This is a genomic window from Mesorhizobium sp. SARCC-RB16n (assembly GCF_008520305.1).
Taxonomy (GTDB): domain Bacteria; phylum Pseudomonadota; class Alphaproteobacteria; order Rhizobiales; family Rhizobiaceae; genus Mesorhizobium.
In genome coordinates this window covers 89382-110110 of record NZ_ML703266.1, presented here as the reverse complement: position 1 = coordinate 110110, position 20729 = coordinate 89382, and the positions used below count along the sequence as shown (strand labels likewise).

19 protein-coding genes are annotated in these 20729 nt (G+C 62.8%); 10 read left to right on the top strand and 9 right to left on the bottom strand.

All coding sequences use genetic code 11. The annotated features are described in order from the left end of the window. Positions 1-17 precede the first annotated feature (17 nt). Both C7I87_RS13830 and C7I87_RS13820 read left to right on the top strand, forming a co-directional pair. A complete protein-coding gene (locus C7I87_RS13830; RefSeq protein WP_149904744.1) occupies positions 18-824 on the top strand; it encodes a DUF72 domain-containing protein in 807 nt (268 codons plus the stop codon). Between the two features lie 522 nt (positions 825-1346). Next, a complete protein-coding gene (locus C7I87_RS13820) occupies positions 1347-2498 on the top strand; it encodes a GGDEF domain-containing protein (RefSeq protein WP_149904742.1) in 1152 nt (383 codons plus the stop codon). Between the two features lie 32 nt (positions 2499-2530). Here C7I87_RS13820 and C7I87_RS13815 read toward each other — a convergent pair whose 3' ends face one another. The 6 genes from C7I87_RS13815 to urtA all read right to left on the bottom strand — a co-directional run bounded on the left by C7I87_RS13815 (position 2531) and on the right by urtA (position 8727). Further along, positions 2531-2707: a hypothetical protein gene (locus C7I87_RS13815; protein WP_084636783.1), complete on the bottom strand. Its 177-nt coding sequence runs from the start codon at positions 2705-2707 to the stop codon at positions 2531-2533. Between the two features lie 261 nt (positions 2708-2968). After that, positions 2969-3664, bottom strand: coding sequence for an urea ABC transporter ATP-binding subunit UrtE (urtE, locus tag C7I87_RS13810; RefSeq protein ID WP_149904741.1), 696 nt, complete (start codon positions 3662-3664; stop codon positions 2969-2971). Between the two features lie 69 nt (positions 3665-3733). Beyond that, positions 3734-4480 carry an urea ABC transporter ATP-binding protein UrtD gene (urtD, locus tag C7I87_RS13805; RefSeq protein ID WP_149904740.1) on the bottom strand — a complete coding sequence of 249 codons (747 nt, stop codon included), beginning with the start codon at positions 4478-4480 and terminating at the stop codon, positions 3734-3736. A gap of 5 nt (positions 4481-4485) precedes the next feature. Further along, positions 4486-5721 (bottom strand): urea ABC transporter permease subunit UrtC, encoded by a 1236-nt coding sequence (gene urtC / locus C7I87_RS13800; RefSeq protein ID WP_149904739.1) that lies wholly within the window; start codon positions 5719-5721, stop codon positions 4486-4488. After that, complete coding sequence (gene urtB / locus C7I87_RS13795) at positions 5718-7331, bottom strand: urea ABC transporter permease subunit UrtB (protein ID WP_149904738.1); 1614 nt, start codon at positions 7329-7331, stop codon at positions 5718-5720. The genes urtC and urtB overlap by 4 nt, the downstream gene beginning before the upstream one ends. Positions 7332-7449: 118 nt before the next feature. Continuing rightward, positions 7450-8727 carry an urea ABC transporter substrate-binding protein gene (gene urtA, locus C7I87_RS13790; protein ID WP_246696278.1) on the bottom strand — a complete coding sequence of 426 codons (1278 nt, stop codon included), beginning with the start codon at positions 8725-8727 and terminating at the stop codon, positions 7450-7452. Between the two features lie 343 nt (positions 8728-9070). Here urtA and C7I87_RS13785 point away from each other — a divergent pair, with 343 nt between their 5' ends. Further along, a complete protein-coding gene (locus C7I87_RS13785) occupies positions 9071-9478 on the top strand; it encodes a hypothetical protein (protein WP_149904736.1) in 408 nt (135 codons plus the stop codon). Between the two features lie 219 nt (positions 9479-9697). Beyond that, complete coding sequence (locus C7I87_RS13780) at positions 9698-9928, top strand: hypothetical protein (RefSeq protein WP_246696270.1); 231 nt, start codon at positions 9698-9700, stop codon at positions 9926-9928. Here the strand turns inward: C7I87_RS13780 and cckA are convergent, their stop codons facing one another. Next, a complete protein-coding gene (cckA, locus tag C7I87_RS13775; RefSeq protein ID WP_149904735.1) occupies positions 9929-12505 on the bottom strand; it encodes a cell cycle histidine kinase CckA in 2577 nt (858 codons plus the stop codon). Between the two features lie 322 nt (positions 12506-12827). On the opposite strand from cckA, the gene C7I87_RS13770 reads away from it, so the two are divergent. Further along, positions 12828-13580: a flagellar biosynthetic protein FliO gene (locus tag C7I87_RS13770; protein WP_149904734.1), complete on the top strand. Its 753-nt coding sequence runs from the start codon at positions 12828-12830 to the stop codon at positions 13578-13580. 134 nt (positions 13581-13714) lie between these two features. On the opposite strand, the gene dksA is transcribed toward C7I87_RS13770, so the two are convergent. Then, the gene (dksA, locus tag C7I87_RS13765; RefSeq protein WP_006202025.1) at positions 13715-14131 is read right to left on the bottom strand and encodes an RNA polymerase-binding protein DksA; all 417 of its coding nucleotides are present in this window, start codon (positions 14129-14131) and stop codon (positions 13715-13717) included. Positions 14132-14406: 275 nt separating this feature from the next. On the opposite strand from dksA, the gene C7I87_RS13760 reads away from it, so the two are divergent. The 4 genes from C7I87_RS13760 (at position 14407) to C7I87_RS13745 (ending at position 18217) form a co-directional block, all read left to right on the top strand. After that, positions 14407-14910 carry a SixA phosphatase family protein gene (locus C7I87_RS13760; protein ID WP_149904733.1) on the top strand — a complete coding sequence of 168 codons (504 nt, stop codon included), beginning with the start codon at positions 14407-14409 and terminating at the stop codon, positions 14908-14910. 76 nt (positions 14911-14986) lie between these two features. Beyond that, positions 14987-16465 carry a YcjX family GTP-binding protein gene (locus tag C7I87_RS13755; RefSeq protein WP_149904732.1) on the top strand — a complete coding sequence of 493 codons (1479 nt, stop codon included), beginning with the start codon at positions 14987-14989 and terminating at the stop codon, positions 16463-16465. Beyond that, entirely contained in the window at positions 16462-17541 is a 1080-nt protein-coding gene (locus C7I87_RS13750) for a YcjF family protein (RefSeq protein WP_149904731.1), read from the top strand. The genes C7I87_RS13755 and C7I87_RS13750 overlap by 4 nt, the downstream gene beginning before the upstream one ends. A 124-nt stretch (positions 17542-17665) precedes the next feature. Beyond that, complete coding sequence (locus C7I87_RS13745) at positions 17666-18217, top strand: hypothetical protein (RefSeq protein ID WP_149904730.1); 552 nt, start codon at positions 17666-17668, stop codon at positions 18215-18217. Positions 18218-18354: 137 nt separating this feature from the next. Here the strand turns inward: C7I87_RS13745 and C7I87_RS13740 are convergent, their stop codons facing one another. Beyond that, positions 18355-18621 carry a hypothetical protein gene (locus C7I87_RS13740; RefSeq protein ID WP_140503685.1) on the bottom strand — a complete coding sequence of 89 codons (267 nt, stop codon included), beginning with the start codon at positions 18619-18621 and terminating at the stop codon, positions 18355-18357. 270 nt (positions 18622-18891) lie between these two features. Between C7I87_RS13740 and C7I87_RS13735 the strand changes: the two genes are divergently transcribed. After that, entirely contained in the window at positions 18892-20727 is a 1836-nt protein-coding gene (locus C7I87_RS13735; protein ID WP_149904729.1) for a monovalent cation:proton antiporter-2 (CPA2) family protein, read from the top strand. Positions 20728-20729 lie beyond the last annotated feature (2 nt).

Here is a 20729-nt window from a genome sequence, read left to right as displayed (position 1 = left end):
AATCTGGGAGGACGATAATGACCGCATCAGGAACAATCCGCGCCGGCATGGGCGGCTGGACCTTCGAGCCCTGGGACACGTCCTTCTATCCCGAAAAACTCTCGAAGGCGAAGCAACTGCAATATGCCAGCCGGCAAGTGCCGAGCATCGAGGTCAACGGCACCTATTATTCGAGCTTCAAGGAGCCGACCTTCGTTAAATGGGCCAATGAAGCGCCTGACGGGTTCGTCTATTCGCTGAAAGGCAACCGCTTCGTCACCAATCGGCGTGTGCTGGGCGAAGCCGGCGAATCGATGATGCGTTTCCTGGGTTCCGGCGTGGCCGCGCTCGGCGAAAAACTCGGACCGATCCTGTGGCAGTTCGCGCCGACCAAGAAGTTCGATCCGGACGATTTCGAAGCGTTCCTGAAACTGCTGCCGGAAAAGCAGGACGGTGTCGCGCTGCGCCACGCACTCGAAGTGCGCAATGACAGTTTCATCGTGCCTGAGTTCGCCGCGCTTGCACGCAAATACAAGGCGGCGATCGTCTATGCCGATCATGCCAAATATCCTGACATCGCCGACGTCACCGGTGACTTCGTCTACATCAGGCTGCAGACCGGCAGCGACGACAATCCCGATTGCTACACGCCGAAGGGCCTCGATGAATGGGCGGCGCGGGCAAAGCTTTGGGCGCAAGGCAAGCAGCCGGCCGATCTGCGGCGCGCCGACCCCGCCACCGACGCCCCGGTCCTGCCGCGTGACGTGTTCGTCTACTTCATCACCGAGGGCAAAGTGCGCGCACCCTTCGGGGCGATGGCGCTGATGAAGCGTGTGGCCGATTAAGCTTGCACCGCGGCCATGTCTTTTGTCGAGGCTTCGAGGTCGGGTGTTGCTGCGTGTTCGGAACCTGCGGGGCATCTTGACCGTTTTGCCTATCTCGCCAAGAGCCGGTTTCCGTGGCGACCGGGTGGGCAAAAGCGAGGAGAGATGGCTATCATCCTCATCGGAGCGTTGCTGACTATAGCCGGCCTTGTGTACATGGCGGGTGCAGCCCTCAGGCGCGGCCAGTTGAGCGGCGGCTCGGCGCCTGCGGGCTCGGATCGACCGAAGCCAACCCTGGCAATGACGGGTCCGACGCTTGAGCCACCCCGGCGTGGCCTTCGTTTCCTAGGCCTCTCGCAGCATTGGCCGGGTTTGCTTATGATGGGGGTCGGCATCATCATGCTGTTGTTGGTGGCAATTCTCTGACACAGAGAATTCCTGGCATTCTCGGTCCATCGTAACCTTATCGACACTTCCTTGCCGCATGAATACGGCGACGCCAAGCCGCAGAGCTGGAACCGCCGCCGGCAGGGAAAGAGGGGCATGTCGCTCGACTACACTTCGCTTCTGCTGGCTGTCGGGTTCTCCGCCGCTTGCCTCAGCCTGACATTGTTCGGCATGTGGCTGACCGCCCGCTCGGAAAAATTCCTGCTGACATGGGCGATCAGCCTGGTGTTCGTGGTCGGCGATATTTTCATCTATGACGCCTATATCGACATGCCCGGGCGCCTGCTCGGCGTCTCCACCTCAGCATTCCTGCTGATCGGCTTTTCGGCCATGCTGGGCGCTGCCTATCAGTTCCGAACCGGCGGATCGTCGCTGCCGCGGGCGCTGTGGGGTTGCGTTTCCTTGGTGATAGCGTTGCCTCCCATGGCTTTGGGTTATGACGGCCTCGGCTTCATGTTCGAGAACATGTTCGCCGCCTTGCTCCTGTTCGCCACGGCGTTCGAATATTGGAGAGGCCGCGATGAGGCACCCGCCCTGACGATCGGCATCACCACGCTCTATTCGGCCACGGCCACGTCCTTCGCGCTCTGCGCCATGGTTCTCACGTGGGATGGCAAACTGATTCTGGGACACGCACCAAGCAACTGGGCCGAGGAACTCAGCCTCATCGTGGTTATCGCCAGCATGACGGGTATTGGCGCGCTTTCGCTTGCCCTCAACCAGGGGCGTCTGGCGAGGTACCACCACCGCAACGCCCTGACGGATTCCTTGACCGGCCTGCTCAACCGGCGCGCTCTGTTCGACATGCACGGCGACCTCCCGGTCGGCGCCTTTACCGCGGTGGTCGTCTTCGACCTCGACAATTTCAAAGCCATCAACGACGAATTCGGCCACGCGGCGGGCGATGAAGTGCTCAAGGTGTTCGCCAGGGAACTCGTTGGCAATCTTCGCCCGACCGACGTCGCCGCGCGCATGGGCGGCGAGGAATTTGCACTGGTGCTGAAGCGCACCCTGCCGGAAACGGTCGAGGAATCCGCAGAGCGCATCCGGGCCGTATTCGCGACGCGGCTGATCGAAACCGAAACCGGCTCGCTGAGCTGCACGGTCAGTGCGGGTTTTGCATTTGGCAGCAAGGAAGGGCTCAGCTTAGACAAGGTGCTCAGTGCCGCCGACAAGGCGCTCTACGACGCCAAGCGCGGCGGTCGCAACCGCGTCGTGACCGCCTCCCCGTTCCGACGCGCGAGCTGACAGCGTATCAGTGCCGAGCCTGTAATGTTGCCCTAGGCCGCCATCACGATTTCATTGAAGGCATCGAGGTCGACATAAAAGACCTTGGTGATCTCCTCGATCAGATCGTCGTAGTCGCAGCCCTGCGACCTCAAGATGTTGATGGCAGCGATGATGTCGACACGTTCGGTAAGCCGCCGCTTCTGGTAGTCCTCGACGTAACGTTCCATGGCTGTCCCTTAGCCTGTGTGCCCAAACGCGTTTGAACGACAATCAGATCGGGAAGCTAGGAAGCTTTGCTTGCGTGGAACTTGCAGAACATTTGCCGCGCCTCGATCTGCGATAACCAGACTGATACGGAAGCGGCCGACTCACAAAGCCTGCAAAAGATTAGCATGCGACATTGCATGTGCCAGAGACACAGGCGATGGCTGCAAGAAATATTGGACTTGCGAAGGACTTCAAATCTTCAATGAAGTTCAGTGTCGATTCTAGACCGTGAGGAATTTGCGAACGTCAGCCCGGTCTAAATCTGCCGCTGGGCCGGTGTGGACGATCTGGCCGCGATCCATGATGTTGACCTCGTCGGCGAGTTCGCGGCAGAAATCGAGATACTGTTCGACCAGCAGCACCGCAATGCCAGCCTGGTCGCGCAGATAGCGTATGGCGCGGCCGATATCCTTGATCACAGAGGGTTGGATACCTTCGGTCGGCTCGTCGAGCACCAGCAACTTCGGCCGCATTACCAGCGCCCTGCCGATGGCCAACTGCTGTTGTTGACCGCCGGAAAGATCGCCGCCACGGCGGCCGAGCATCTGCTTCAGCACCGGAAACAGCTCGAAGACATGCGCAGGCACGTTGCGGTCGGCGCGCCTCAAGGGGGCGAAGCCGGATTCGAGATTTTCCCGCACGCTGAGCAGCGGAAAGATCTCCCTGCCCTGCGGCACGAATGCGATGCCCGACCGGGCGCGGTCATACGCCGCGCTCCGGTCGAGCGCCTTCCCCTCGAAGGCAACGCTTCCGCTCGTCAGCCGGTGGTGGCCGACGATCGATCTCATCAAACTGGTCTTGCCGACGCCGTTGCGGCCGAGCACGCAGGTGATCTTGCCGGCACCCGCCTTCAGAGACACGCCGCGCAGCGCCTGGGCGGCGCCGTAATGGAGCGTGGCGTTGGAAACTTCGAGCATGTCAGCGCTTTCTCCAGAACCGAAGAAACGACATGTCGAAGTGATGGAATTGCACCCGCCAGATCATGCTCATCTCCCCAGATAGACTTCGACGACGCGCTCGTCGGCCGAAACGAAATCGAGCGTGCCTTCCGACAGCACCGAGCCTTCATGCAGGCAGGTGACCTTGACGCCGAGTTCGCGCACGAAATGCATGTCATGCTCGACGACGATGACCGAATGGTCGCGCGCTATGTCCCTGAGCAGCCGCGCGGTTTCCTCGGTCTCGGCATCGGTCATGCCGGCGACCGGCTCGTCGACCAGAAGCAGCTTCGGATCCTGCGCCAGCAGCATGCCAATCTCAAGCCACTGCTTCTGACCGTGGCTTAGATTGGCGGCGAGCTCGCGGCGCTTGTCGCCCAACCGGATGATGCCAAGGATGTCATCGATCTGCCGCGCCTCGGCGGCCGATCGGCGATGGAATAGCGCGGGGAAGATCGAACGCGGCCCGTTCAGCGCCAGCATCAAATTTTCTTCGATCGTGTGGCTTTCGAAGACGGTCGGCTTCTGGAATTTGCGGCCGATGCCCATCATGGCGATCTCGGCTTCGTCATGCCTGGTCAGGTCCACCTGGCCGTCGAAGAACACCTCGCCCTCGTCGGGTCGCGTCTTGCCGGTGACGATGTCCATCATCGTCGTTTTGCCGGCGCCGTTGGGGCCGATGATGGCGCGCATCTCGCCCTTGTCGAGCACCAGCGACAGATTGTTGATGGCGCGAAAGCCATCGAAGGACACCGACACGCCGTCAAGATAGAGGATGGTGTTGGATTTGCTCATGGTCGCTACTCCGCCGCCTGCGGTTCGGGGTCGGACCAGGACCATTCGCCCGGATTTCGCGCCGGCGAGCGGGCAGGCTTGGACGTCGCGGACGCGATCCCAACCTCGGTGCCAGCTTCTCCAGCGACCGAGGCCGCACGCAACGCCTTCGCATTGCCGCGCCAGCTGTCCCACATGCCGACGATGCCCTTCGGCAGGAGCAAGGTGACGGCGACGAACAGGCCGCCCAGCGCAAACAGCCAGAATTCCGGCAGCACGCCGGTGAACCAGGATTTTCCGGCATTGACCAGCAACGCGCCGATGATCGGCCCGACAATGGTGCCGCGCCCGCCGACAGCCGCCCAGATCACCACCTCGATGGAATTGGACGGCTCGAACTCGCCAGGATTGATGATGCCGACCTGCGGCACGTAGAGCGCGCCGGCAATGCCCGCCATGATGGCCGACACCGTGAAGGCGAACAGTTTTACATTTTCGGCCCGCCAGCCGAGGAAGCGCGTGCGGCTCTCCGCGTCACGCACGGCCATCAGCAGCTTGCCGTATTTGGAGCCGACGATCGCCCAGGTAACGAATACGGCGAGCGCGAGCATCACCGCGCTGGTCGCGAACAGTGCCGATCGCGTCGCGTCGGCCTGGACGTTGAAGCCCAGAATATCCTTGAAATCGGTGAGCCCGTTGTTGCCGCCGAAGCCCATGTCATTGCGGAAGAAGGCAAGCAGCAGCGCATAGGTCATCGCCTGGGTGATGATCGAGAGATAGACACCGGTGACACGGCTGCGGAAGGCAAACCAGCCGAAGACGAAGGCGAGCAGGCCGGGCACCGCCAGCACCATGATTGCCGCGAACCAGAAATGGTCGAAGCCGGTCCAGAACCAGGGCAATTCCTTATAGTTCAGAAACACCATGAAATCGGGCAGGATCGGGTTGCCGTAGACGCCGCGCGAGCCGATCTGGCGCATCAGGTACATGCCCATCGCATAGCCGCCGAGCGCGAAGAAGGCGCCGTGGCCGAGCGAGAGGATGCCGCAATAGCCCCAGACCAGGTCGAGCGAGAGCGCCAGCAGCGCATAGCAGAGATATTTACCGGTGAGCGCGACGATATAGGACGGCACGTAGAAGGCGCTGGTGGGCGAGACGGCCAGGTTGAGCAGCGGCACGATTATAGCCGCCGCCAGCAGGGCGAAAATGGTGATGGCGATGCGGCGGTCGGCACCCGCGGCGAAGAAGCGTCCTGACATCATGCTTCCACCTCCCGGCCCTTGAGCGCGAACAGGCCGCGCGGGCGCTTCTGGATGAACAGGATGATCAGCACCAGCACGACGATCTTGCCGAGCACGGCGCCGGCATAGGGCTCGAGGACCTTGTTGACGATGCCCAGCGAAAAGGCGCCGACCAATGTACCCCAGAGGTTGCCGACACCGCCGAAGACGACGACCATGAAGCTGTCGATGATGTAGCCACGGCCGAGATTGGGCGAGACATTGTCGATCTGGCTGAGCGCGACGCCGGCAATGCCGGCAATGCCGGATCCAAGCGCGAAGGTCAGCGCGTCGACCCACGGCGTCCTGATGCCCATCGAGGCGGCCATGCGCCGGTTGGCGGTGACGGCGCGCATCTGCAGCCCCCAGGGCGTGCGCTTCATCACATAGAGCAGCATGCCGAACACGGTGAGCGCGAACACCAGAATCCACAGACGGTTCCAGGTGATGGCCAGTTGTCCGACGTCGAAGGAACCGGACATCCAGGACGGATTGCCGACCTCCTGGTTGGTCGGCCCGAAGATCGAGCGCACCGCCTGCTGCAGGATAAGCGATACGCCCCAGGTCGCTAGCAGCGTCTCAAGCGGCCGGCCGTATAGGAAGCGGATCACACCGCGCTCGATGATGAGGCCGACGAACGCCGCGACCAGGAAGGCGAGCGGCAGCGCGATGACCAGCGACCAGTCGAACAGGCCGGGAAAGGATGTCCGGATCGCCTGCTGGACGACGAAGGTCGTGTAGGCGCCGAGCATCACCATCTCGCCATGCGCCATGTTGATGACGCCCATGACGCCGAAGGTGATGGCAAGACCGATCGCCGCCAGCAGCAGGACCGAACCCAGCGAAATCCCGTACCAGATGTTCTGGCCGGCATCCCACAAGGCCAGCGTCGAATTGATGTTGGCGATCGCTGCCGTCGCCGCGTCCTTGACCGCGCTCGACGCACCGGCTTCGACCGAGGTGAGCAGCGAAACCGCATCGCGGTCGCTACGCGCACCGATCAAGGCGACTGCGGCAAGCTTGTCGGCCTCCGGCCTATCGGAAACAAGCACTGAGGCCGCACGAGCCTGTTCAAGCAGAGCCTTGACGCTGGCCACGGTCTCGCTGGCGATCGCCGTGTCGAGCGGCTCGATGTTGGCTGCATCGGGCGTCTTGAACATGGTGTCGGCGGCGGCCAGCCGCACAGCCGGATCCTTGGCGCCGAGCGTCAACGTCCCCAGCGCGTCGCGGATGACACGGCGCAACGTGTTGTTGACCTTGATCTTGGCGACGTCGTCCTTGGCCGCCTCTCCTGATGCTTCGCCGCCGAGCGGGTCGGAAAGCTGAACGCTTTCGCCGGCCTCTTTGCCGATGAACACCAGGGAATCGGCCTTGCGGACGTAGAGGTTGCCATCAGCCAGAGCCGACAGCGGGCGTTCTACGGCGGCGTCGCCAGTGGCCGTCAATTCATGAACGACAGTTCCGATCTCCGAAAAGCCCTTGGCAGTGGCAAACTTGGCGATGACGGCGTGCAGATCGGATTCCGCGGCGCCCGATGACGACAGCGTCGCCAGCAGGAACAGCAGCATCAGGCCCGCGCGGATCAAGGTCATCGGCTTCTATGAACCCCTTGAAGGTTTGAAATGGGCGTCCGGACGGTGGAGGAAACCGTCCGGACGCACGCGGTCTTGGGCATGGACCTGAAGGCCCAGCCCAGCAGACCCGGGAGGATCAGTTCGTTCCCTTGCCGCCGCATTTGCCCGTGGCAACGTTGAAGTTGCCGCAGGACAGAGGCTTGCGCCAATCGGAGATCAGGTCCTTGGAGTCGGGCAGGTAATCCGACCATTCGTCACCCATCACCAGACCCGGTGTGCGCGAAACCGTCTCGAATTGGCCGTTGGCCTGGATTTCGCCGATCAGCACCGGCTTGGTGATGTGATGGTTCGGCATCATCGTCGCATAGCCGCCGGTGAGGTTCGGGACCGACACGCCGATCATGGCATCGATGACCTTGTCCGGATCGGTGGTGCCGGCCTTCTCGACCGCCTTCACCCACATGTTGAAGCCGATGTAATGAGCTTCCATCGGGTCGTTGGTGGTGCGCTTGTCGTTCTTGATGAACTTGTGCCAGTCGGCGATGAACTTCTTGTTCTCGGGCGTGTCGACGCTCTCGAAATAGTTCCAGGCGGCGAGATGGCCGACCAGCGGCGCGGTGTCGAGACCGGCAAGCTCTTCCTCGCCGACCGAGAAGGCCATGACCGGAATGTCCTCGGCCTTGATGCCCTGATTGCCGAGTTCCTTGTAGAACGGAACGTTGGCATCACCATTGACGGTCGAAACGACGGCGGTCTTCTTGCCGGCCGAGCCGAACTTCTTGATCGCCGAAACCTCGGTCTGCCAGTCGGCGAAGCCGAACGGCGTGTAGTTGACCATGATGTCTTCTGCTGCGACGCCCTTCGACTTCAGGTAGGCTTCGAGGATCTTGTTGGTGGTGCGCGGATAGACGTAGTCGGTGCCTTCGAGCACCCAGCGCTTCACCGAGCCGCCATCCTCGCTCATCAGATAGTCGACCGCCGGAATGGCTTGCTGGTTTGGTGCGGCACCCGTGTAGAAGACGTTGCGCTCGCTCTCCTCGCCCTCATACTGGACGGGATAGAACAGGATGTTGTCGAGTTCCGAGAACACCGGCAGCACCGATTTGCGCGACACCGAGGTCCAGCAGCCGAACACCGCCGCGACCTTGTCCTTGGAGATCAGTTCGCGCGCCTTTTCGGCGAACAGCGGCCAGTTGGAAGCCGGGTCGACGACGACAGCTTCGAGCTTCTTGCCGAGCAGGCCGCCCTTGGCGTTCTGCTCGTCGATGAGCATCAGCATGGCATCTTTCAGCGTCGTCTCCGAAATCGCCATGGTGCCCGACAGCGAATGGAGAATGCCCACCTTGATTGTGTCGTCGGCGGCCCTGGCCGGAGCGGACATCAGACCGGCGGCAACCACGCTCGCCGAGAACATTTTTGTTATTGTCGAGAAACTACCCCTCATACCGAAGACTCCCAAGCTGGTTGATTGCGCCGCAACAATGCGATGCAACCCCCATGCCAACCGCAGTGGGTATGCTGAAAATAGGAGAATAGATGAATATTATCCGAAGGTTATTATATTAGATTGAACAAAACAAAGAGAGCCGGTTAAAAATTGGTTGAGAGAATTTTGCGCAGCGCAAAAGGCATTTGCCTAATTTTTGCGCAACTAGATCAGGTGCCTATATTTTGATCTAGGCAAACAGATCGCAGACAGCAGATGTTGCGGCGCGGAACGGAAATAGGGCAAATTGGCGTTTCAACCGAGCGACGTCATGGCATCCCTGATTTCCCGCAGTCTTATCGGCATACTGCTTCTGGCGGCAGCAACCGGGGCGGCACGAGCCGACTTCAGCGATGGCAAGATGCCCGACGGCACCTATCATTGCGAAGTCTACCTGCTCGGCATGTTTCTCAGCCTCGGCGACATCACCATCAAGGGAAACGTCTACACAGGCCCCGTCACCTTCGGTACCGCCCAACAGGCCTATAATTATCAGATGGATGCAAACGGTGTGATCTCGTGGCTAGGCCCGCTCGGCGGCTACACCACCGGCGGCAACGCGCTCTCGATGACCCAGGCAACGCTGGACAGCCAGAGCCCGCCCTCCTTCGACATTATCATGAAGCAGCCCGATGGCGCCTTCACTGCCTCGACCTGCACCCGGGGAAACAACCAGTAGGCCCTCACAGCCATTGCGGCTGCCAGCGGTGTGCCCGCCTTCTCATGTCATCTGGATGTTGCCGGAACTGGATAGGCAGCGGTGCGCCGTCACATCCACCTCGAGAGGCAGACACCATGGCCAATTCCCCATCCTCATCTTCCCCCGTCATTCGCGACGTCATTGCCGAGCGCGTATCGCGCCGCACCCTCCTGAAAGGGCGGCCTTGCATCGAGCGCATTGATCGCCGGCGGCAGCTTTGTCGGCTCGTTGTTTGCCGGCGAAACACATGCGGCCGCAGCGCCTTCCACCCTCGGCTTTCCCGAGTTGAAACGCGTCTACGACAAGACCCACGCGGCCGCCGAGGGCTATGAAACAACGATCGTTGCGCGCTGGGGCGATCCGCTCGCCGCCGGCCTGCCGGATAGCCAGCGACACGATGGTGCGCGTCGGGCACAGCATCAGAAATAGCTAAGATTCAAGCACATCCTTGACGATCGTGGCCAGTTGCTTGAGCGAGAACGGCTTTGGCAGGAAGCCGAAATGCGCCTCCGCCGGCAGGTTCCTGGCGAATGCGTCCTCGGCATAGCCGGAGACGAAGACGAACTTGATGTCCGGCTGGCGTTTGCGCAGTTCACCGAGCAGGGTCGGCCCGTCCATTTCTGGCATCACCACGTCGGATACGACGATGTCGACCTTGCCGCCGAGCGCTTCGAACACTTCCAGCGCCTCGACGCCCGAGGACGCTTCGTGAACGGTGTAGCCACGCGAGGTCAGCGCCCGCATGCCGCCCATGCGCACGGCGTCCTCGTCCTCGACCAGCAGCACCGTGGCCGATCCGGACAGGTCCTTGGTACTATCGGCCAGTTTGACCGGCGCCGTCGCCAGCGCTTCGCCAGGTTCGGCTGCCTTTTTCGCTTCAGCGACGTGACGCGGCAGGAAGATGCGGAACGTTGATCCCTTGCCAAGTTCGGAGTCACAGAAAATGAAGCCGCCGGTCTGCTTGATGATGCCGTAGACCATGGACAGGCCAAGGCCAGTGCCCTTGCCGACCTCCTTGGTGGTGAAGAACGGCTCGAAGATCTTCTTCAGCACGTCGGGCGCGATGCCACTGCCGGTATCCTCGACTTCGACCACCACATAATCGGCCGCGGTGAGCTCGCGATAGGGAAAGGTCTTGCACTCCTCGGCGGTCACGTTGCGGGTGCGCACGGTGAGATCACCGCCGGCCGGCATGGCGTCGCGCGCGTTGACCGCCAGGTTGACCACCACTTGCTCGAACTGGCCTATATCGACCTTGACCGGCCACAGGTCGCGGCCGTGGTCGATCTTGAGCTTGATATCGTTGCCGACGAGGCGGGCAAGCAGCATCCTGAGATCGGCGAGCACGTCGGTGAGGTTCAGCACTTCCGGCCGCAGCGTCTGCTTGCGCGAGAAGGCCAGCAACTGCCTCACCAGCGACGCCGCGCGATTGGCATTCTGCTTGATGTTCATGATGTCCGGGAAGGACGGATCCGACGGCCGGTGATTGGTCAAAAGCAGGTCGGACGCCATGATGATGGCAGTCAGCACATTGTTGAAGTCGTGTGCGATGCCACCGGCGAGCTGGCCGACGGCCTGCATCTTCTGGCTTTGCGCCATCTGCCCTTCGAGCGCCTTCTGCTCCGTTGTCTCGACGGCGTAGACGATAGCCGATTCCTCGGCCCCTTCGCCGCCGGTACCGTCGGCGACGGCGTTAACGTAGAAGCGGATATGCCGCTCTTCATTGCCGGGCAGCACGGTGTCGATCGGATCGATATCGGCCTGCCGCTGCCGGGCTTTCTCGAACGCGGCGGCGAAGGCCGGCCGGTCGCGGTCATGGATAACCGTATCGAGCCGCACACGCCGATCCACGGCATCGCGGTCGACGACCGAGGAAAACAGCGACAGGAAAGGTGCGTTGGTGCGCAGGATGCGCCCGTTGGCGTCGACGCCGGCGATCGCCATCGGTGTCGAATTGAAGAAACGGGTGAAGCGCACCTCCGAAGCGCGCAGATCGGCCGAGGCATCCTCCCCTTGCGTGCGATTGAGAACGATGGTGCGTGTCGGACCGCCGACACCCTCGCGGCTGGCCGAAACGCGATGCATGAAGCGCACCGGCAGTGCCTCGCCGGTCATCGTCGTCAAGTCGAGGTCGATCACCGCATTGCGCGTCGTGCCGGGGTCCGCCTTGACGGAGCGCACCAGCGCCATGCCGTCGCCGGCAACGATATCCGGCAAGGTGACGGCGCCGGGCGTGAAACTGGCAAGATCGATGCCCAGCCATCCGGCGAGCGTGGCATTGATATAGGTGACGCGGCCGTCCTGATCGGCCGAAAAGAAACCGGCCGGTGCGTGGTCGAGGTGATCGATGGCCTTCTGCAGATCGAGGAAGAAGCGCTCCTGCTCGGCCCGCTCCTGCGAAATATCGGCGAGTTGCCAGGCCAGCATCGGCAACCGCTGGCCCGGAACGCTGAACGTGCGGGCGCGCGCCCGATACCAGCGAGCGCCCGGTTCAGCGCCGGGCCGAATCGATTGCGCGAGCCGGAACTCGCCGTCGCCCGGCTGCCCGTCGCGCAGCCCCGACGCCAGCCGGTAAATGGTCACCGAGGCTTCGGGGACATCCGAGAGCAATCCTTCGACCGTCTTCAAGTCCGCGGCCGAGGAGGCTCCGGTCATGTCGGCATAGGCCCGGTTGGCGTAGACGACGCGGCCCTTGGTGTCCGTCACCAGCAGGCCCTGCGACATCGAATCGACGAAAGCCTTGGACAGTTCGTCGCCCGTCGAGCGCGGAGTGATCTGCACGAAGCCGATCGCGGTCGCGAACAGGAAGCCAACGCCGATCATCGCCAGCACGCCGAGCATGCCCAGCAGGAAGGGATCGCCGAGGCGCTCGCGGAAAAGGCCGAAGACGATTGCCGCGCCCGTCAGAACGACGATGAAGATGATAAGCCGGGTGACCGCGCCCGGTCGCGTATTCTGGTCGACGATCGGTACCGGATAGAAATCGCCGCGCGCTTCCTTGGCCATATGCCCCCTGCTCGTGAAATCCGATGTTCCGACCCCTAATGCATGTCGCCTAAAAGTGACGTCGGTTTTGGGAAAACGACATGCAATGAAAAACAAGGACCTAAAGCGCGTCGCATGAATCCGTTTCAGCGCGACGCGCTTTAGCCGGTTGAATCACATTCTCCTAGTCCGGAAAAGGCCCGGGCGGCAAATGTCAGATAAAAATGATGCCGGCCGGCCTTCCCTGTGTTTCAAGCTGTTCACGATGCGTGAAGGCAACTTGCGGTGGCCAGTCGCAACGGTCTAGTGTCGCGTCACTTTCCAAACCGATCAGGGGAAACCAATGCAGTGGCTGGATAGCGTAGCGGGTCCCGGTTATGCGGCGGCACTCCTGTGGACTTTCGCGGCGCTGATCCTGCTGGTCATCGTTCTCATCATCGTCAGGCTCGTGCGCAACCTGACCTTCGGCACGTTTGTCGCCGGTGGCCGCAACCGCAAGACGCGGCTTGCCGTCATGGACGCCACCGCCGTCGACAGCCATCGCCGGCTGGTGCTGGTGAGACGCGACGACATCGAACATCTGCTGCTGATCGGCGGCCCGACCGACGTCGTTGTCGAACGCGACATCCGTCTCGCCGCGCCGCGCCGTCCGGCGTTGACCGGAGATGGCGGCCTGCAGCCTGTCCCGGCTGCCGCGGCCCCGGCCGCGAAGCCGCGGCCGCCGCAGCCCGCTCCCGTGCCTCCCAGACAAGCACCCGCTCCCCAGCCGGTGGCCGTGGCAGGGCCTGCCCGCCAGCGTCCGGCAGCGCCGCCACCGGCGCCCACGCCCGCACCGAAACCAGCGGCGCAAAACTATCAGTCGACCAATGTCACGCCGCTGCCTGCCTATGGCTCCGCCAACGCCAATGCCGTCAGGCAAGCGCCACCGCCGCCGAGGCAGGACAGCATCGACGACACGCTGATGAAGGAACTCGAAGTTTCGCTGGACCAACCCCGGTCCGGCGCCCCGGCGGGTAAGCCGGCGGCCAAGGCACCGCCGTCGCTCGACGATGAAATGACCAGGCTTTTGGGCGAACTCTCGAGTCAGAAGAGATGATTTGCACCGGGGCCGCCTGCCAGTGAGTTGAACCGGTCGACGTTCAAGCGTGCTTTGCCCTGTCGAGTCCGCGGCGCTCATCGAACAAAAATGGCCGGAGAACCGGCCATTTGGAATCAATGCAGGGCTATCTGTCAGTCGTCGCGATAGACTTTTTCACGGCGCTCATGCCGCTCTTGCGCTTCGATCGACAAGGTGGCGATCGGGCGCGCGTCGAGCCGCTTCAACGCGATCGGCTCACCGGTCTCCTCGCAATAGCCGTAAGTGCCTTCGTCGATGCGCTGCAGCGCCGAATCGATCTTTGAGATGAGCTTCCGCTGACGATCGCGGGCCCTGAGCTCGATGGCGCGGTCGGTTTCCGAAGAGGCGCGGTCGGCGAGGTCGGGGTGGTTGGCGTTTTCCTGCTGCAGGATTTCGAGGGTTTCGCGCGCTTCGCGCAAGATGTCGTTTTTCCAAGTGACGAGTTTTAGGCGGAAGTAGGATTTCTGCCGTTCGTTCATGAACGGCTCGTCTTCGGAGGGTACGTAATCGGCGGTAACGATGTCGTTCATTCGACTCACCCAACTGCCCCAAATTTGGCGCCTATATATTCGTCGCCTGACACCTGTACAAGCGCAATCAGCGGCTGTCTCACGCAATTGTTAAAGTGCATCGGCAGCCTTCTCCGGAGCGGGATAGATCTGTTTTGATGGCGAAAGTAGGACGATCTTTGCCGCTCGCTCCGCAAGTGATTCGCCGCGTTGAGGAACGCGCACCATTGTGCGCGATGCTTTTCTCGTGGCTAATCGCGGCCGGACTTCGGCTTTCGGGCTTCATTGGAGGTTGGGTGAGCAGGCTTTTTCTCTTGCGACACGCCAAGGCCGGCTGGGCCTTGCCGGGCATGCGTGATTTCGATCGTCCACTCGACGCATCCGGCCGCGCCGATGCCGAGAAGATGGGGACCGCGATGCGATCCCGCTCCTACGTGCCGGACCTGACGTTGTGTTCCAACGCCAAACGCGCCAGGGAAACGCTCGAGGGACTGGCCGGCCAGGCAGACACAGGCAAGGTGCTGTTTTTCGACACGCTCTACAGCGAAGACGCGGCCGGATATCTCCGGCTGGTCCGGGACCATGGCGGACCCGGTTCATTGCTGGTCATAGGGCACAACCCGATGACGGAGGACCTCGCCATCGCGCTTTCGGGCGACGGTGGCGAGACGGAGCGGGCCATGCTCAATCACGGCTTTCCGACATCGGGCCTTGCGGTCGTCCGTTTCCCCGGCGATCTGGCGAAAGCGACCCAGGGGGCGGGCTATCTCGAAGCGTTCCTGACCCCGACCGATCTCTGATGTCGATTTCCAGCGCCATTTCAAAGCCGGGTTGCAGCGCCTATATCGGGCGGACGCAAGTCCGAGAGATCATATTTTGGCATCATCGCTGACTACCTTCACCGACGAGGCAAGAATTGCCCTCGACACATTGTCGGGACGCGCCACCGGACTTTTTTCTCCATCGCTGCGTTTGGGTGTCACGGGTCTCTCCCGCGCCGGCAAGACCGTCTTCATTTCGGCCTTCGTCCACAATCTGATCCACGGCGGACGGCTGCCGCTGTTCGAGGCGCAGAAATCGGGGCGTATCGCGCGCGCCTTCCTCGAACAGCAGCCCGACGACGCCGTGCCGCGTTTTCAGTATGAGGACCACATCGCCGCCTTGGTCAACGATCGCGTCTGGCCGGACTCGACCCGCGCCATTTCGGAGCTGCGGCTGACGATCGAATATGAATCGACCTCCGGCTGGAGCCGCATGTTCTCGTCGGGCAAACTGTCGGTCGACATCGTCGATTACCCCGGCGAATGGCTTCTGGACCTGCCGCTGCTCGGCAAATCCTTCGCTGATTTTTCGCGTGAAGCCTTCGAAATGGCCACGCTGCCGGTGCGCGAGGACCTTTCGCGGGCCTGGCGAGCGATCTCGGCGGAAATCGACCCGAATGCCGATGCCGACGAAATGACGGCACGCCGGCTGGCTGAAAGCTTCGCCGCCTACCTCAAGGCGTGCAAGCTCGACGAGCGAGCGCTTTCGACCTTGCCGCCCGGACGTTTCCTGATGCCCGGCGACCTCGAAGGCTCGCCCGCGCTGACCTTCGCGCCGCTGGCCGGCCTCGGCGACAAGCGCGCGCGCAACGGTTCGCTGCACGCCATGATGGAACGGCGCTACGAGGCCTACAAGACGCATGTCGTCAAACCGTTCTTCCGCGAGCATATCACGCGCCTGGACCGCCAGATCGTGCTCATCGACGCCATGCAGGCGCTGAACGCCGGACCAGGTGCCATGGCCGACCTTGAGCGCGCCGTCACCGAGATCCTGAGTTGTTTCCGACCCGGTCGGGGCAGCTTCGTCACCGACCTTTTCTCCCGGCGTATCGACCGCATCCTGGTTGCCGCGACCAAGGCCGATCATCTGCACCACGAAAGCCACGATCGGTTGCAGGCGATCGTGCGGCGCCTGGCCGATCGCGCGGTGGCGCGGGCGAATTTCACCGGCGCCGATGTCGACGTGGTCGCCATGGCGGCGGTGCGCGCGACCCGCGAAGGCACCGTGAAGCAGGGCCGCGAAACACTGCCTGTTATCATCGGCACGCCGATCGCCGGCGAGAAGATCAATGGCGAAACATTCGACGGAAAGACGGAAACGGCTATATTTCCTGGTGATTTACCGGAAAACATTGATGCTGTTTTCGACCTTTCGGGGCCGAACCACAAGCAGGACTCTACAGACCCGGCAATCCGCTTCGTCCGGTTCCGTCCGCCGAAACTCGAACGCACGGCCGAAGGTGTCACGCTGTCGTTGCCGCATATCAGGCTCGACCGCGCCTTGCAGTTCCTGATCGGAGACCATCTGGCATGACCGCGCCCCGCAAACCGGCGGCATTCCGTATCGAGCCGGAAGCCGCGCCGAAACAAGACGCGCCACGCCAGGCCGAACCGTCGCGCAGACCGCGCCCGATGAAGGCCGATGTGGCGCTGGTCATCCCGGCGGAGGTCGACGTCTTCGACGAACCGGACATTATTGCCGCCGAGCCGCCGCCGTCGGTCGCCCCCAGAAAACGCTCGGCTCTCGGCAGCATCTTCTTCGGCGCCTTCGGCGTGCTGGTTTCGCTGGCTGTCGGCCTGTGGACCGACCAGTTGATACGCGATCTCTTTGCCCGCGCCGAATGGCTGGGCTGGCTGGCCGCCGGCATGGCGGCGATTGCGCTGCTGGCCCTTCTGGTGATCCTGATTCGTGAATTCCTGGCGATCGCCCGCCTCGCCGAGGTCGAAAAGCTGCAGAAGCGCGCGCTCGATGCCATCGCGCGCGACGATCCGAAGGCGGCACGCGCGGTGGTCGATGAACTGTCGGCCTTCGTCGCGGCCAAACCCGAGACCGCGGCCGGCCGGCGCGCGCTGGCCGAATTGCGCGGCGAGATCATCGACGGCGCCAATCTGGTGCGCCTGGCGGAAGCGGAAATCCTCGGCCCCCTCGATGTCAGGGCCAAGGTGATGATTCTCGAGGCCGCCAAGCGCGTCTCTCTGGTGACGGCGGTCAGCCCGCGCGCGCTCGTCGACGTCGCCTATGTTGTCTTCGAGGCCGGGCGCCTCATCCGCCGGCTGTCGGAACTCTATGGCGGACGGCCCGGAACTCTGGGTTTCTTCCGCCTGGCGCGCAGCGTGCTGGCGCACCTGGCGGTCACCGGCTCGATCGCGGTCGGCGACAGTTTCGTCCAGCAGATCGTCGGCCACGGCCTGGCGGCGCGCCTCTCGGCCAAGCTCGGCGAGGGCGTCGTCAACGGCATGATGACGGCGCGCATCGGCATCGCCGCGATGGAGACGGCGCGCCCCCTGCCCTTCAGCGCCGCCAGGCGCCCGGGACTGGGCGATTTCCTCGCCGCGCTGACGTCGTTCGCGGCCAAGAAAGACGCCGAAACAACCGGGCCCGGCAAATAGCGTCCGGCTCTTTTGGGACGGTGCTCGGACTGCGGTTTCGAAGGCTCCCGGTGACGAAGCATTAACCAATCTTCTTCATGGTCAAACCGGTTTCAAACAGCCTCGTTGTTGCCGGGTGTCGTCGATGAAAAGCGTAATTCTGTCCAGCATCCTGCCCCTGGTGGTGGCGATCACAGCAGTCGCCGGTATGGCCTCCGGGGCTTGCGCCGGAGAGCCGGACAAGCAGTTTTTCCAGTCAGCCGAAGGCAAGTGGGTCGGTCCCGGCGAAATCGTCGCCGGCAAGTACAAGGGCACGAAATTCAACTGCAGCTTTACCGGCTCCACCCCCGACGGCAAGATGGGCATGACGCTTGACGGCGGTTGCCGGGTCGGCGTGTTCACCCAGCCGATGTCGGCCAAGATCGAGCGCAAGGGCCGTGACTACAAGGGTTCCTTCATGGGTGGCTCGGCCGGTGCCGGGCTCGATATCATCGGCGGCAATGTCGTCGACGCCCGCAAGGTGGTCTTCACCATCAACCGCAACCAACTACGCGGCGTCATGCAGGCACGCATTCCCGACGACAACTCGATGACGGTGACGGTCGCCGTGCGCGTTCAGGACCAATTGGTGCCCGTCATTGGCATGAGCCTTAAGCGGGTCGATGCCGTCCAAGTCGGCTCCATCGCGCCGAACTGAACGCACCCCGCCTCTATTTTACGCAATTCCGGATGGAAAACCGCTTCACATTTTTCCTGAATTGCTCGAATACCCTCCCAAAGCAAAGAGGCGGCAGCCCATCGCCACCGCCTCCTTTGGAACAGACGAACCGGGCGTCAGCCCTTGATCGCGGCGGTCACCTCGTCATACGCCTTGCAGGCGTCGGCTAGGGTCGTGGAACCCTGATACTTAGTCGTCACCGCTTGGACCTTGGCGGTCAGATCAGCTGCCTTGGACGGATCCTTGGTGATCGCTTCCTGCAGCGCGGCGGCCATGTCCTGCGCCTTCTTGGTCGCCATCTCGGTCGTGCATTCCGGCGCCTTCGAACAGGCCGAACCGGCAAGCACCGCCAGCCCGACGGCAACGAGCAAAAACTTCTTCATGTCAGTCATCTCCTCAAAAGGGTGCGACTTGATCGCCGCTCACCCCCAATGGCCGAAGCCGAGCGTGCTTAGCCTTCGATTGTGGCAACAAGCAACGCGCCCACGGCGTAAACTTGTGTAACGAGCCTGCAACATCGCGCATGATCGGGATTCGGACTGTTCGATCCTGGCCGAAGCCCCTATCCTTTGCCCTGGCGACAGTTGTGGCGCCTGAATTGCTCTAGGCCCCGACTGCACGCGTTGCGGTCCCAAACGAACGGAATGACAGGCATGGCGGCAGAGGCATCGGGCAGCGATCTCGTTCAGGTGGTGGCGTTGCTGGCGGCGGGCGTGGTGGCTGTCCCGATCTTCAAGCGCATGGGCCTCGGTTCGATTCTCGGTTACCTTGCCGCCGGCGTGGTGATCGGCCCGTTCGGCATCGGTGTCTTTTCCGAATCGGGAGCCATCCTCCATGTCGCCGAACTCGGCGTCGTCATGTTCCTGTTCATCATCGGCCTGGAAATGCAGCCGTCGCGGCTCTGGGGCCTGCGCCGCGAGATCTTCGGGCTTGGCGCGCTTCAAGTCGGAGTCTGCGCCGTGCTGCTGACCGGTGTCGGCATGGCCGGAGGATTTCCGATCGCGCAATCCTTCGTCGCCGGCGCCGGTTTCGTGCTGACCTCGACCGCCATCGTCATGCAGCTTCTGGAGGAGCGCGGCGAAATCGCCTCGCCCAAGGGCCAGCGCATCGTCTCCATCCTGCTGCTGGAGGACCTGGCCATCGTGCCGCTGCTCGCCCTGATCGCCTTCCTGGCGCCCGGCGGTGCCGATACCAGCCTGTCGGAGCGACTGACCGAGGTCGGCATCGGCCTCGCCGCGATCGTCGGACTGGTGGTGGCGGGACGCTACCTGCTCAATCCCTTCTTCCGCATCCTGGCGGATGCCCGAGCGCGCGAGGTGATGACGGCCGCGGCTCTGCTGGTCGTGCTCGGGTCGGCGCTCGCCATGCAGCTCAGCGGCCTGTCGATGGCGATGGGCGCGTTCCTGGCCGGGGTGCTGCTCTCGGAATCGACCTTCCGCCATCAGCTCGAAGCCGACATCGAACCGTTCCGCGGCATCCTGCTCGGCCTGTTCTTCCTTGCGGTCGGCATGTCGCTCGATCTGCATGTGGTGGCCGCGAACTGGAAGCTGGTCGCCGTCTATGTCATCGCCTACATGGTGATGAAGGCCTTCGGCATCTATATCGTCGCCCGCATCCTGAAATCGGGCCACCGCCAGGCGCTGGAACGCGCGGTCTTCATGGCGCAAGGCGGTGAATTCGCCTTCGTGCTCTATTCCGCGGCGGCAGCCGTCGGCATCATCGACGGCCAGGCAAACGCGACGCTGACGGCGATCGTCATCATTTCCATGGTGCTGACGCCGCTGGCAATCATTGCCCTGCGCTATTTTACGCCCCGCGACGAGCAGTCGCTGGACGGCGTCGAAGTCGCCGACGGCCTGACGGGCAGCGTGCTGATCATCGGCTTCGGCCGCTTCGGCCAGATCGCCAGCCAACCGCTGCTCTTGCGCGGCATCGACGTCTCGATCATCGACAACGATGTCGAGATGATCCAGGCGGCCGCCGATTTCGGCTTCAAGGTCTATTATGGCGACGGCACGCGGCTGGACATCCTTCACGCGGCCGGGGCCGGCCGGGCGCGGGCCGTGCTCATCTGTGTCGACAAGCCCGACGCCGCCGTCCGCATCGCCGAACTCGTCAAGGCGGAATTTCCCTTGCTTACGGTGCTGGCACGCGCCTTCGACCGCGGCACGGCACTGCAACTCATCCGCGCCGGCGTCGATTATCAGCTGCGCGAAACCTTCGAATCGGCGCTCGTCTTTGGCGGCTCGACCCTCGAGGCGCTGGGCGTCGATCCCGAAGACGTCGCCGAAACGATCGAGGACGTCAGGCGCCGGGACACCGCCCGCTTCGAGACCCAGCTCGCCGAAGGCATCCGCTCGGGACAGCGCTTCCTGAAAGGCAATATCGGCACACCGATCCCGACCCCGCTTTCCACGCCCCGCCGTCCTGGCCGGGCGCTCAACGAGGAAACGGCCGGCGTCCTGCATAAATCGGAACCGGCGGACTGAAT

Excerpts from the sequence above, each read along its gene's own strand:
- dksA (WP_006202025.1), bottom strand. The coding sequence starts at position 14,131 with ATGAACGACATCGTTACCGCCGATTACGTACCCTCCGAAGACGAGCCG.
- urtE (WP_149904741.1), bottom strand. The coding sequence starts at position 3,664 with ATGCTCGAAGTTTCCAACGCCACGCTCCATTACGGCGCCGCCCAGGCG.
- C7I87_RS13745 (WP_149904730.1), top strand. The coding sequence starts at position 17,666 with ATGAAAAGCGTAATTCTGTCCAGCATCCTGCCCCTGGTGGTGGCGATC.
- urtD (WP_149904740.1), bottom strand. The coding sequence starts at position 4,480 with ATGAGCAAATCCAACACCATCCTCTATCTTGACGGCGTGTCGGTGTCC.
- C7I87_RS13770 (WP_149904734.1), top strand. The coding sequence starts at position 12,828 with ATGCAGTGGCTGGATAGCGTAGCGGGTCCCGGTTATGCGGCGGCACTC.
- C7I87_RS13785 (WP_149904736.1), top strand. The coding sequence starts at position 9,071 with ATGGCATCCCTGATTTCCCGCAGTCTTATCGGCATACTGCTTCTGGCG.
- cckA (WP_149904735.1), bottom strand. The coding sequence starts at position 12,505 with ATGGCCAAGGAAGCGCGCGGCGATTTCTATCCGGTACCGATCGTCGAC.
- urtB (WP_149904738.1), bottom strand. The coding sequence starts at position 7,331 with ATGACCTTGATCCGCGCGGGCCTGATGCTGCTGTTCCTGCTGGCGACG.
- C7I87_RS13830 (WP_149904744.1), top strand. The coding sequence starts at position 18 with ATGACCGCATCAGGAACAATCCGCGCCGGCATGGGCGGCTGGACCTTC.
- urtC (WP_149904739.1), bottom strand. The coding sequence starts at position 5,721 with ATGATGTCAGGACGCTTCTTCGCCGCGGGTGCCGACCGCCGCATCGCC.
- C7I87_RS13815 (WP_084636783.1), bottom strand. The coding sequence starts at position 2,707 with ATGGAACGTTACGTCGAGGACTACCAGAAGCGGCGGCTTACCGAACGT.
- C7I87_RS13820 (WP_149904742.1), top strand. The coding sequence starts at position 1,347 with ATGTCGCTCGACTACACTTCGCTTCTGCTGGCTGTCGGGTTCTCCGCC.
- C7I87_RS13750 (WP_149904731.1), top strand. The coding sequence starts at position 16,462 with ATGACCGCGCCCCGCAAACCGGCGGCATTCCGTATCGAGCCGGAAGCC.
- C7I87_RS13735 (WP_149904729.1), top strand. The coding sequence starts at position 18,892 with ATGGCGGCAGAGGCATCGGGCAGCGATCTCGTTCAGGTGGTGGCGTTG.
- C7I87_RS13740 (WP_140503685.1), bottom strand. The coding sequence starts at position 18,621 with ATGAAGAAGTTTTTGCTCGTTGCCGTCGGGCTGGCGGTGCTTGCCGGT.
- urtA (WP_246696278.1), bottom strand. The coding sequence starts at position 8,727 with ATGTTCTCGGCGAGCGTGGTTGCCGCCGGTCTGATGTCCGCTCCGGCC.